Annotated in this window: 16 protein-coding genes, 1 tRNA gene and 1 pseudogene; 9 read left to right on the top strand and 9 right to left on the bottom strand. The window is 59.4% G+C overall.

Annotation, left to right across the window (positions count from 1 at the left end):
- From ACH2EH_RS17950 to ACH2EH_RS17940, 3 genes are all read left to right on the top strand, one after another.
- Positions 1-800, top strand: an 800-nt coding sequence (locus tag ACH2EH_RS17950; protein WP_395143740.1) for a Gfo/Idh/MocA family protein, incomplete at its 5' end; no start/stop codon positions are given.
- Positions 801-820: 20 nt separating this feature from the next.
- Positions 821-1,045: a DUF433 domain-containing protein gene (locus ACH2EH_RS17945; protein ID WP_395088535.1), complete on the top strand. Its 225-nt coding sequence runs from the start codon at positions 821-823 to the stop codon at positions 1,043-1,045.
- Positions 1,042-1,407 (top strand): DUF5615 family PIN-like protein, encoded by a 366-nt coding sequence (locus tag ACH2EH_RS17940; RefSeq protein ID WP_395143738.1) that lies wholly within the window; start codon positions 1,042-1,044, stop codon positions 1,405-1,407. Before ACH2EH_RS17945 ends, ACH2EH_RS17940 begins: the two co-directional genes overlap by 4 nt.
- A gap of 29 nt (positions 1,408-1,436) precedes the next feature.
- On the opposite strand, the gene ACH2EH_RS17935 is transcribed toward ACH2EH_RS17940, so the two are convergent.
- Together ACH2EH_RS17935 and ACH2EH_RS17930 are read right to left on the bottom strand one after the other, a co-directional pair.
- On the bottom strand, positions 1,437-2,198 hold the full coding sequence (locus ACH2EH_RS17935) for an MTAP family purine nucleoside phosphorylase (protein ID WP_395143736.1): 762 nt from the start codon (positions 2,196-2,198) through the stop codon (positions 1,437-1,439).
- A 4-nt stretch (positions 2,199-2,202) separates the two neighbouring features.
- Complete coding sequence (locus ACH2EH_RS17930) at positions 2,203-2,850, bottom strand: metallophosphoesterase (RefSeq protein WP_395143734.1); 648 nt, start codon at positions 2,848-2,850, stop codon at positions 2,203-2,205.
- Positions 2,851-2,915: 65 nt separating this feature from the next.
- On the opposite strand from ACH2EH_RS17930, the gene ACH2EH_RS17925 reads away from it, so the two are divergent.
- Positions 2,916-3,458, top strand: coding sequence for a hypothetical protein (locus tag ACH2EH_RS17925; protein ID WP_395143732.1), 543 nt, complete (start codon positions 2,916-2,918; stop codon positions 3,456-3,458).
- Between the two features lie 24 nt (positions 3,459-3,482).
- A complete protein-coding gene (locus ACH2EH_RS17920) occupies positions 3,483-3,803 on the top strand; it encodes a hypothetical protein (protein WP_395143730.1) in 321 nt (106 codons plus the stop codon).
- A 16-nt stretch (positions 3,804-3,819) separates the two neighbouring features.
- Here the strand turns inward: ACH2EH_RS17920 and eis are convergent, their stop codons facing one another.
- Positions 3,820-4,974: an enhanced intracellular survival protein Eis gene (gene eis / locus ACH2EH_RS17915; protein WP_395143728.1), complete on the bottom strand. Its 1,155-nt coding sequence runs from the start codon at positions 4,972-4,974 to the stop codon at positions 3,820-3,822.
- 71 nt (positions 4,975-5,045) lie between these two features.
- On the opposite strand from eis, the gene ACH2EH_RS17910 reads away from it, so the two are divergent.
- Together ACH2EH_RS17910 and ACH2EH_RS17905 are read left to right on the top strand one after the other, a co-directional pair.
- A tRNA-Arg gene (locus ACH2EH_RS17910) sits at positions 5,046-5,119 on the top strand.
- Between the two features lie 119 nt (positions 5,120-5,238).
- The gene (locus ACH2EH_RS17905; protein WP_395143726.1) at positions 5,239-5,481 is read left to right on the top strand and encodes a hypothetical protein; all 243 of its coding nucleotides are present in this window, start codon (positions 5,239-5,241) and stop codon (positions 5,479-5,481) included.
- A gap of 222 nt (positions 5,482-5,703) precedes the next feature.
- On the opposite strand, the pseudogene ACH2EH_RS17900 reads toward ACH2EH_RS17905, so the two are convergent.
- From ACH2EH_RS17900 to ACH2EH_RS17890, 3 genes and pseudogenes are all read right to left on the bottom strand, one after another.
- Positions 5,704-6,723 (bottom strand): annotated as a pseudogene (locus ACH2EH_RS17900) (recombinase family protein); the annotation flags it as partial.
- 150 nt (positions 6,724-6,873) lie between these two features.
- Positions 6,874-7,047, bottom strand: coding sequence for a hypothetical protein (locus tag ACH2EH_RS17895; protein WP_395143724.1), 174 nt, complete (start codon positions 7,045-7,047; stop codon positions 6,874-6,876).
- A gap of 115 nt (positions 7,048-7,162) precedes the next feature.
- Positions 7,163-7,366 carry a helix-turn-helix domain-containing protein gene (locus tag ACH2EH_RS17890; protein WP_395143722.1) on the bottom strand — a complete coding sequence of 68 codons (204 nt, stop codon included), beginning with the start codon at positions 7,364-7,366 and terminating at the stop codon, positions 7,163-7,165.
- Between the two features lie 97 nt (positions 7,367-7,463).
- On the opposite strand from ACH2EH_RS17890, the gene ACH2EH_RS17885 reads away from it, so the two are divergent.
- Positions 7,464-7,901, top strand: coding sequence for a helix-turn-helix domain-containing protein (locus ACH2EH_RS17885; protein WP_395143720.1), 438 nt, complete (start codon positions 7,464-7,466; stop codon positions 7,899-7,901).
- Positions 7,902-7,938: 37 nt separating this feature from the next.
- Positions 7,939-8,496 (top strand): hypothetical protein, encoded by a 558-nt coding sequence (locus tag ACH2EH_RS17880; protein WP_395143718.1) that lies wholly within the window; start codon positions 7,939-7,941, stop codon positions 8,494-8,496.
- A gap of 102 nt (positions 8,497-8,598) precedes the next feature.
- On the opposite strand, the gene ACH2EH_RS17875 is transcribed toward ACH2EH_RS17880, so the two are convergent.
- The 3 genes from ACH2EH_RS17875 to ACH2EH_RS17865 all read right to left on the bottom strand — a co-directional run.
- Positions 8,599-9,114, bottom strand: coding sequence for a hypothetical protein (locus ACH2EH_RS17875; RefSeq protein ID WP_395143716.1), 516 nt, complete (start codon positions 9,112-9,114; stop codon positions 8,599-8,601).
- Complete coding sequence (locus ACH2EH_RS17870) at positions 9,089-9,355, bottom strand: hypothetical protein (RefSeq protein WP_395143714.1); 267 nt, start codon at positions 9,353-9,355, stop codon at positions 9,089-9,091. Before ACH2EH_RS17870 ends, ACH2EH_RS17875 begins: the two co-directional genes overlap by 26 nt.
- Positions 9,356-9,359: 4 nt before the next feature.
- The coding region (locus ACH2EH_RS17865; protein WP_395143712.1) for a hypothetical protein at positions 9,360-10,054 on the bottom strand (695 nt) is incomplete at its 5' end.

Here is a 10,054-nt window from a genome sequence, read left to right as displayed (position 1 = left end):
ACGACGCGCTGCTTGCCGACACGGATATCGAGGCGGTCTACATTCCCTTGCCCAACGACCAGCACGCGGAGTGGACGGTAAAAGCGCTGGCGGCGGGCAAGCACGTGCTCTGCGACAAGCCACTGGCACTGAGTGTTTCGGAGGCCGAGTGGATGGCGGGCGCTGCGGCGGCGTCTGGCTTGCGGCTGATGGAGGGCTTTATGTACCGGCATCACCCACAGCACAAAAAAGTATTCGAGGTGCTTCACAGCGGCGCAATCGGCGAGCCCGTGCACTTTCGCGGAATCTTCACGTACCCCGCCACACCGGACCCGGCGGGCATCCGCTGGAGTATGACACAGGGCGGCGGTGCGTTTCTTGATGTGGGGGTCTACCCGCTCAACGCCGCCCGCTGGCTGCTAGAGAGTGAGCCAACGGCAGCAAAAGCCATTGCCATTACCGATCCTACATCGGGCGTAGATAGTCACACGGCGGCGCTTCTCACGTTTCCGGGTAACCGTACGGCGAGCCTGATGGGCGGTTTTGACCAGGCGTTCACCAGCCGCTACGAGCTAGTCGGGCGTGAGGGAAGTATTACTGTGGAGCGGGCGTTTCAAGTGGGCGAGAGCGGCGTGCGCGTGCTCGTCCGCGCCAACAACTCCGACACGGAAGAGGCGTTCTTTTTCGAGCACACCGACCAGTTTCAGCTAGAAGTCGAGCACTTCGCCGCCCGCGTCCGGGATTCGAAACTTTCTTTAGAGCCCGGCGAGGATGGGGTCGCTCAGGCGAGAGCACAAGCGCTTGTACTCTCCTCCCTATGATAAAATAATGAGGTGACTCTATGATTCTAGATCGCATTACCACGGATACCAAGCGTATGAACGGTCAACCCTGCGTCCGTAATTTGCGGCTCACTGTTCGCCGTGTTCTGGAAGTTTTGAGTACCTACCCAGATCGTGGCGAGCTTTTTGAAGAGTATCCTGAGCTGGAAGAAGAAGACATTCGTCAAGTTCTTCTCTTCTCCGCAACACGGCTGGAAGACAAAGTTATCTCTCTGAACGCATGAAACTCTTGCTTGATCAAGGGCTGCCGCACCGCAGTGCGGCCCTGCTGCGTGAGCAAGGCTGCGATGCGGTTCATACCCGTGAAATTGGAATGGCTGAAGCGACGGATGAAGCTATTCTGGAGCGAGCGCATCAGGAGGGACGAGCCGTGATTACCCTGGACTCCGACTTTCACACGCTACTCGCCCGCTCGGGAGCAATCGCCCCTTCCGTCATTCGTATTCGTGTCGAGGGGCTCCGTGCCGAACCGATGGCTCAACTAATCTTGCAAATTCTGGCAAAGATCACTGAGGATGTTGCAGAGGGAGTAGTTGCCAGTGTGGATGCCACGTACAAGATTCGTCTGCGCAAACTACCGCTCTAGGCTCGGCGACACGGTTTACGTTCCGAGGACTAAAGCACAAGCGCTGATCCAGAGCCAATAAGGGGAAGGCCCTCGGTATCCAGCCGGGCAATCGCACCGATCAGAAGGCGGCGCAGGCGGACACCGGTCTCGGCCATGACAGCTTCCACGCCCGTGTGGCTGATCTCCCCCTCCCCGATGCCTGCGCCCAGGTTGGTAACGAGCGAGATGCCCGCGTAGTGCAGCCCAGCCTCGCGTGCCAGAGTCGCCTCGGGGATTCCGGTCATGCCCACCACGTGCGCCCCCCACGATGCAAAAAGCCGCACTTCGGCTGCCGTCTCGTAGCGCGGCCCATCGGCGCACAGATACGTCCCCCCCTCGCGGACATCTTCCTGGGCTGCGAGTAGCGCCTGGCGCAGCGGCTCGGAGTACGGGCGCGTCATATCGGTGTGTACGGGCGTCTCGTCAAAGAATGTCTTGCCCGTGCGTGTCAGGCAGAAGTCAATCAGATCATCGAGAACCACCAGTGTCCCCGGCCCCCAGTCCACGCGTAAACTGCCCACCGCAGTGGTCGCAAACACGGCTTTAACGTCGAGTTCCACCAGTGCGGCGATATTGGCGCGGAAGTTGATCCTGTGCGGCGGCAGCCTGTGCCCCCCCCCGTGCCGCGCCAAAAAATACACCGTCTTGCCCGACAGCACGCCCCGCACCACTTCGGCATCCCCCCAGCGTGTGCTCACTAAAACCCGCTCTGGCGTGCCGTCCAGCGGAAACTGCCCGACTCCGGTTCCCCCAATAATCGCAACACTCATAAAGCTAGCCCTCGTCTAACGGGAGAATTATATCAACTACGCTCCAGTGCTGCGCGGTATTGATGACCCGCGTCTGCCCCAGCGTGCGCTCACCGGCGGCTTCGTGGATGTGGCCGCAGACGACCAGTTTGGGCTCGTGGGCGATGATATAGTTCGTCAGCTCGACAGAGCCCAGATGGGTATCGCCGTTGTAGCGATCCCAGCTGGCGTCACAGAGGCCGTGCGGCGGGCCGTGGGAGAGGACAATGTCCACGGGCTCAAAGGCGTAGGCGACGCGCTCCACTTCCGGGTCTGCCGTCATGAAGTCCCAGTAGCGAGCGAGCTGCGGTGCGTTGTAGCACGGCGAGCAGCTCACACCGTGCAGGCGAAACGGGCCGAGCGTGATCGTTTTGTTGAGGACACAGTGGGTATTGGGAATATCAGCGTACTCGGTGCCGTCAAAATCCAGATCGTGGTTGCCGGGAATCCAGTAGAACGGCGCGTGGGCCGCCTGCCCGTAAACCCACGCCCGGCTCTCGAAAAACCGCTCCTGCCCGGGCCTGCCCGTGTCCGTGATGTCACCGGCGCAGAGGATCACGTCTACGGAGGGGTAGTGAACGGGATCGAAGTTACGCCACTGACAGTGGACATCCGAGAGCAAGAGAAAGCGCATGGATCTATTTTAGCGTTTTCTGCATCGTTGACAAGTCCTATAACCTGGTAGTAAACTGGGGCAGAGTGAACACCAATACCTTTGTTTCTGGCTGGTGCACAGCGTGTGGTCGCCGACGTGGCAACGACGGGCGCTGTGTCAACTGCGACCCCTGGTGGACATCCCCACTGATTCAGGTGGGGGGGCCTTTTGTTGCCGTGGGCTCGATTCTGCTGATCGGCCTAGCAATTGCGCTCACTCCCCCCAAACCAGATCCGGCGGCAGCTTACTCTGGGCATTCTTCCCCACCGACTTTGAGCCCGTTTTCAGCACCCCTACCTTCGCGCAACACGCTTGCTCTAGGGCCACTCTCGCCGCCCCAGTTTCAGCCATCCGCTGCCCTGGCCCCGATTCCAAAGCTCCCGGAGTCGTTCTTTGCCCCGCCCCCCCATCCCGATGCGGCGATGCTGGAAAACTTTGAGCAGCTCCGCTACCAGGTACGCGTTGCCAGTAACCAGATGCGACAGCGCAATGAGTTTGGGGCACGCAGTGAACAAAGCCCACGTTATCAGCGAAGAACTCCCGTCATGGGCATAAACTCCCAGCCCCTGATGAGCCCAAACTTCTGAGTTCCGTGAATCCCGAAAGAATGTATGCAGCGTTTTGACGATCCTCGCCACGAGTCCACCGACGAGCTAGATGCCGTTTTCCCGAGCACAGCGCTCTGTCTGCGCTTACGGCGCAAGGGCAAGGACCAGGACGAGCTGGTCGTCCACCGTGACGAGGAATCGGCAGAGGACTTTGTCTTCCTGTTCGAGGCACTCGACGATGCACACGACTATGCTCTGATGGCCCGTGATGCCTTAGGCATCTTCCCTCAGATTATTCGGGTCAACCTGCGGGCGCTGCACTTTCGCACCGCTCGCTTCAAGCCCGCCGCCGGTGCACCGCTCGATCTGCCTCTCCGTGTTTAAAACCGCTTAAAACCGCCTAGAAATGATTCCAGCACATCACGGGAGTGGAGGGAAGTAGGGCCGTGAGCTGCGTAAAAGCGCCTTCGTCGTGCACGGCAACGCGGCCCGCACGGCGCAAGCGCTCCAGCCCGGGGCTTCCCCAAAACGCCTGTGAGAAGCTCTGAATATCAAAAGTTAGCTGTGCCTTCTGCGTCGTTCGTGCCGCGCTGATTCTCCCCCCCTCAACCCTCACTTTCCAGACACCCGTGTTCCAGTCCGCATGCGAGTCCGTGACAGCGAGTGTAAAGGCGCAATCAGGCTGTGCGGTTTGTAGAGCGGACAGCGCGGCGGCTACATCCACCACACGCCCCATAAAGACAGGCTGCATTTTTAGCTCTATATCCCAGTGCATACTATGACAGAGCAGTGTTGTGTCCGCCGGAAGCACCACGGCTCCTCGCTTGGTCTGCACCCCAAGATCCCGCAGAAGGGCCAGTAGCGCTCTCTCACTCTCGGGCGTGGCGGCGATATACTCGCGCAGCTCCCCCGCCCCATCGCCCGACGGGTAGCGCCAGAGCAAGTACCCTCCCTCGGTCACATAGGCATAGGTCAAGCGCTTATCATCGGCGGCAAGAAGGCCGGGGAAATTGCGTGAGCCTGCTGTAAATGCCCCTCGGTAGCGCGAGGCAACACTCTGATAGACCTCAGCGAGCTGCGGGGCCGCCGCCTCAGCGGAGAGACGCTTTGCCTGGCGCTTGCTCGCGGGAAGCTCGCGCAGTGGCAGAGTGACCTCGTACTTCTCGCCCACCCAGCCCCAGCCGTAGTGCCCGTAGAAGCTAAAGGAGAATGGATAGAGCGCGGCGACAAGCTGCCCCGCCTCACGCATCCGCACCAGCGATTCACAGAGGAGCCGGTCCACGTGCCCCTGCCCTCGCGCCTCGGCATGGGTAGCCACACCCGCAATGCCCCCCATCGCCAGCTCGCCCGTGACAGCCCCAGGCCAGTAAACCGTGAACGGACAGGTGGTCAGAGCGGAGCAGATCTCCTCTGCCTCAAAGATTCCGATTGTCTCTTTTGAGGGCTCTTTGGGCTCCACAGGAGGCTCCACTATCCCTCCTCGGCCAAAGGCATGGCTCATGAGCTGGCGATGAGCCAGGTAGTCAGCGGACGTAAGAAGACGCAGTTCAGACATACCCACAAGTTCGACAGCAACGAGGTTTTTCCCTTGACAGGCAGGGTAGGCGTGATACAATACCTCCCGTTGCACTCGTAGCTCAGCGGATTAGAGCATCTGGTTGCGGTCCAGAAGGTCGCAGGTTCGAGTCCTGCCGGGTGCACTTAGGGGATCTTTTCCCGAAACTTCCACCAAGCCGACCTCAATTTGAGGTCGGCTTTTTGCTATCTTAGCCTGCACTGAAAGATCAGAGAGAACCGTGGCAGCGAACTGCTTCTTGCCTTGGATCTCGATTTCGACGATAAACGCACGGAGCAGTACCTCTTGCTCCTTTTGCGTCGCTACCTCCCACAGCTCACTAAAGCGCCCCATAAGAGCACTGAAGTGACTTGCGGTCGGCCTACTCTGGCGGGCAGCTTCGATCTGCGCCTCCAGAGCGGTGATGATCTCCTGGGACTGCTGGCGCTGGGTGGAGACAGACTCCAGCGCAGAAAGAACGGAGCGCATGGCCCCATCGCTCGTTGAAAGAGTAAGTGCCTTGGTGAGGCGCTCCTCTTGGGCAATCAGGCGCTTGGCCTCACGACGGGCGGCGATCACCTGCCGGGTGAGCTCGCCCAAGTCGGGCAGCTCAGCGGCAGCGGCTTCGAGGATACACCGTACGCGCCACGGATGATCCGCCATGCCCTTCATCTCACTCACCAGGGTCTCGTGGAGCCAGAGGGCGCTCACCTGGCCTGTGGGACACGCCGCAGCACGGGCGCGGTGGCACTGGTAGTAGTGATAACGCACTCCCTTGCTCTGGCTCCAGTAGGGGGTCATATTCCCGCCACAGGCGCAGCGGATCCGGCCCGTGAAGAGGTAGGAAAAGGTGTCTGGAGTCTCGGAAGCTTGCTTTCGCGGGTTGCAGCGCTTCTCTCCTCTGCCGCGCCGGGTAAGGAGAACCTGCGCTTGGTCGTAGACATCACGGGTGACTATCGGGGCGCAAAAGCTCTCGTTGGTAATCTCAGCCCAGACAAAGCGCCCGGTGCAGATAGGATTGGCAAGAACCTGCCGGGCGCGTTTATCGGTCCAGTCCTGCCCCGTGGCCTCAGCGAGCCTATCGCGGACGGCAGCAATGGAGTCGGTGGCGATGAACTCAGCGAAGACTTCGCGCACCAGCTCAACCTGTTCAGGCTCGGGTATGAGGCGCTTGGGAGCCTTCTTGCCGGGTGCCTGGTAGCGCTCGTCCTCGATGGCCTTGTAGCCAAAGGCGACACTGGGCCCACCAGGCCACAGCCCGAGGCGCACCATCTCCGCCAGCTTGGTGCGAGTCTGCTCGGAGATGATACGCGGCCAGAGCCCATCGGTGGCGATCATCATGGACTGGTGCGCGTAGCCCGCAAGTCCTGAGGCGAAGCTCTCTTTGACAGTGACGACCTGGGCGCGGACTTTCTCCAGCTCGTAGCGGGCGATAATGAACTCCTCACCACGACCAAGACGGGCCATGAAGGTGACGACGACAATATCGAACTTCCGAGCTTGGGCATCCGCCAGGAGTTGCTTCCATTGCTTGCGATTGAGGTTGGTGCCCGTCTTGGCCTCCTCACGGTAGACCTCGACGAGCTGGCCGCCATTCTCCTCAATGTAGGCGCGGCAGACGTTTTCCTGGGCCTCGCAGGAGGTCAGTCCCTGCTCGGCTTGCTTCTCGGTGGAAAAGCGAGAATAGATAGCGCAGCGCCGCCCCGAGACGGAGACGGGGGCGCGGTTGAGTTTAGAGCGTGTTCCCATGGGTCTCTACTTCCACTGCGGGGTGGCCGCTCTCCTCTTTCCCATCCGTTCGCTTCGCGATTTGATCGAGTGTGAGGAGGATAATCTTCATGCAACGAATGGCCTCGCAATGGGGCAGTGGTGCTGGGAGAATCGTAGTGACGGGGCGTCTCATAAGAGCTGCCCCTCGGGGAGCCAGCAGACATACCAGCGTGAGGAAGTGCCTCCGCAGGCGATGGCTTCGGCATGGGCGATGCAGGGGAGGAGCAACAAGCCTTCCGCGATCCAGTGGGCTTGCTTGCAACTCATGGGATGAGAGCGGCGCAGCTCGATGTCCCCTAACACTTCACGAGTTACATTCCGAGCTATCCGATTCATAAGCAGTGCCTCCTGGCTGCGGAAATCAGTTCTGTATTTTCTGTCTCTCATTGCACTATTGTAATTAATAGTTACATATTTGTCAAGAGAAAATTATACTATTAGTTAAATTCTTGACGAGTTCTTCGGGAGCCACTCCCACGGCATCCGCATAGCGGCGGAGCACAGAGAGCTTGGGGTTTCCCGCCTTTTCCATCTTCACCACTGCTACATGCGAAACGCCCATGCGCTCCGCGACCTGCTGTAATGTCAGTCCGGCCTGCTTCCTATAGTCGGTAAGTGTCATGCCCCATTGTAACTCTAAGTCATAAAATATGCAACTGAATGTAACCAAAAGAGTCATTGCACATGCTGTAACATACAGTTACAATGGAGTAGGTTTTATGGCAATAACAAGTGCGGTTTTGAGCTTTGGGCCGTGGCTGAAACAGGCGCGTGAGAAACGTGGCCTCACCGCGCTGGCACTGGCGGAAAGGGCGGGCTATAGCCATGTCACGATCCATAACATCGAGCACGAGAAAAAAGGTGTCAAGCGAGAGACGGTCGAGGCGCTGGCCAATGCCCTGGCAACGGATACGATGACCGATAACGATCGCTTGCGTCTTCGGAATGAGGCGCTCCTTGCCGCCGGATTCGCGCCGGAGACTCCCGAGCTTCTGAGCGAGCCCTTCGATGAAGATACGCTCGAAGTGGCACACTTCTATCATGGAATCGCCGATCCACGCATGAAGGCTTGGGTGAAGAACATGATGCGCACAGCGGTTGAGATAACCGATAAAGAACCCGCCGATGCAGGGCCATCAGGCAATGGAACCGACTAGACACAAAACCCTCACGTTTGAGTACAGATGAAATAAAATGGCAAAGAGATCACCACGTAGGAGCGATGCTTTCTCGCTCCATAACCGCCGTATGACCGATGCGGAGATTCGGGACACAGCACGAGGAGTGATGCGTATCCTCCTCGCCAAGCTGGAAGGCGATCCCACGGACATTCAGAGCTGGCTGGATCTGGCCCGGTCGCTGGGCATCCGCGTGATTGGGTTCTACGGCCCGCGCGGCGAGGCCCTCGCCTACTACGATAACAGTGAGTACGCAAAAGGGAAGTCCCTCGGGCCGTTCCCCTCTCCTCGGCTGCTCTACAATCTGTGCGCCCCGCTGGAGTGGCGGATCTTCCTGATCCTGCATGAAGTCGCGCATCATGTCGGGGCGCAGTGGCCGGGCAGCGCGTTTCCCAAAGCCGCCACGGAGCGCTACGATGATATCCGCCAGACCGCTCAGCACCGCGTCGCCTGTGCGGTTGAGGAGCTGTTCTATGAGGCTTTTTTTTGTGCCAGCCAAACAAACATAAGTTTACAAACAGAAGACCAAAACAATCCCCTAGGGGAAGGAGAACAAGAAGATGAAGAGAGCTGACAGCCAGGAGCCGGAGATGGAGCGTATCCCTGAGCGGGGTGGTTTGAGGAGCAGCTCCTCACAGATCTGTCGAAGCTACTCCCTGGTTTTCGGAGGGGTCACCTAGCCGGTTGCTTCCGGTTCTTGCTTGGCTTGCACCTTGACCGCGATGATGAGCACATCCCCGATCTGGATGCTGGAAATGTCCTCCATCGCTTGGCCTGCTGGAATCGTGACTGTCGGGACAGCGGGTGCGGGTGGTGGTTCGACAGCCTGGGGCAGATCGGTAGCATCGCTCTCGACCACGATGTAGCCTGTAGGAACTGTAGCGTCCGTCACTGGCGGCTTCTCTGTGGCAAGCGGAAGCTCTACCACGCCGCTGGGCTTCTTGTCGTCGGCAGAAGTTAGGATAGCGTTCTCGGCGGCTGGTGTGGGAATCTCTGGTGGAATCGTGATAATCAGAGGCTTGCTCTGGATCACGGGCTCGACGAGCTCAGTTGGTTCCAGTGTAGGAGCTGGCATCGCTACGACAACCGGCGGGCCAAGCAGTGGCGTCTCAATGGGCTTGGGAGTTGGGTTCACCGTGGTCTTCGGCTTAGGCCGTGAGAGGAGCTTAGGCTTTGCTGTCGGTGCCTTCATGGGGGCTATGGGGCGCTCTTTCGCCCAGGGACGGCTGGCTTGGGGGGTATTCGTCGTCGTTGGCACTGGCTTTCTCCTTCCGCTTGCGGCGGCGATTTCGAATGCGCCGTAGTGCCCTGCGCCTGGCGCTTCGGAACTTGGGCTGGGCGCGGAGCCACCAGGTGAGGGCAACGACGAAACCGATGAGCGCGTTTATCAAGCGGTTCTCGGCCTCGTCAGTAATCACGGCGAGGGTGTGCATGGCTTTATGCCGTGACGATGATCAGTGAACTCTGTGGCGCTCCTTGGAAGCCGGAGGCGCTCACTGGGATGATCTTCACCCCGACTTTCACCCCACCCGCAGGAACACCGAACTTGCCCTCGTAGGCCTCGCCCAAATCAAGGTTGAGCGCGTCGCCTGTGGCTGCTGTGGTGGTAAGTCGGAAGCTGGCATCCGGGATCACGCTCCGACCCGCTGACATGGGCTCTGTAGCAAAGACAAGTAGCTTGGAAGCAAGCGCGGTTGCTTCTGAACTCAGCTTGAACTCCAGTGCACCCGCGACGGTGACATTGAGAGTGGGCACGAAGTCAGCAACAGGAACCGTGGGATCGATGGCGAGTGGCGCATCGTCTAGCGCGGCGAGGACGAACTCGCCGCGTGTGGCATTGAGCGCGATGTAGAGCCGGTGGCCCGTGGGATTGTACAGATCGCCGTACTTGCCCGTCTTGGTGATCTGCCCGGCGAGGTTGTTCCAGCCGACACGCTGCTCTTCGGTCAGTGTTGCCCAGCGGGCAGCGAAGACACTGAAGCGATCGCGGACATACATCTGTCGCTCCGAGTTCGGTTGCTCTGCGAGTGTGTTCTTGCGAAGATAAAGGCCCGAGGGGTTTCGAGCAAAGACATTGTCTCCAAACTTGCCGGACACGTCGTCGAGAAGACTGTTGAGTTTCGCTTTCATGA

The sequence above is a fragment of the Armatimonas sp. genome (assembly GCF_043760365.1).
In the GTDB taxonomy this organism is placed as follows: Bacteria; Armatimonadota; Armatimonadia; order Armatimonadales; family Armatimonadaceae; genus Armatimonas.
Note: the sequence above shows the minus strand (reverse complement) of the source record. Positions and strands in the feature narration are given on the sequence as shown.

Coding starts and splice junctions, on each gene's coding strand:
- ACH2EH_RS17875 (WP_395143716.1), bottom strand. CDS start 9,114: ATGAAGGCACCGACAGCAAAGCCTAAGCTCCTCTCACGGCCTAAGCCG.
- ACH2EH_RS17935 (WP_395143736.1), bottom strand. CDS start 2,198: ATGAGTGTTGCGATTATTGGGGGAACCGGAGTCGGGCAGTTTCCGCTG.
- eis (WP_395143728.1), bottom strand. CDS start 4,974: ATGTCTGAACTGCGTCTTCTTACGTCCGCTGACTACCTGGCTCATCGC.
- ACH2EH_RS17930 (WP_395143734.1), bottom strand. CDS start 2,850: ATGCGCTTTCTCTTGCTCTCGGATGTCCACTGTCAGTGGCGTAACTTC.
- ACH2EH_RS17890 (WP_395143722.1), bottom strand. CDS start 7,366: ATGACACTTACCGACTATAGGAAGCAGGCCGGACTGACATTACAGCAG.
- ACH2EH_RS17885 (WP_395143720.1), top strand. CDS start 7,464: ATGGCAATAACAAGTGCGGTTTTGAGCTTTGGGCCGTGGCTGAAACAG.
- ACH2EH_RS17870 (WP_395143714.1), bottom strand. CDS start 9,355: ATGCACACCCTCGCCGTGATTACTGACGAGGCCGAGAACCGCTTGATA.
- ACH2EH_RS17920 (WP_395143730.1), top strand. CDS start 3,483: ATGCAGCGTTTTGACGATCCTCGCCACGAGTCCACCGACGAGCTAGAT.
- ACH2EH_RS17940 (WP_395143738.1), top strand. CDS start 1,042: ATGAAACTCTTGCTTGATCAAGGGCTGCCGCACCGCAGTGCGGCCCTG.
- ACH2EH_RS17945 (WP_395088535.1), top strand. CDS start 821: ATGATTCTAGATCGCATTACCACGGATACCAAGCGTATGAACGGTCAA.
- ACH2EH_RS17880 (WP_395143718.1), top strand. CDS start 7,939: ATGGCAAAGAGATCACCACGTAGGAGCGATGCTTTCTCGCTCCATAAC.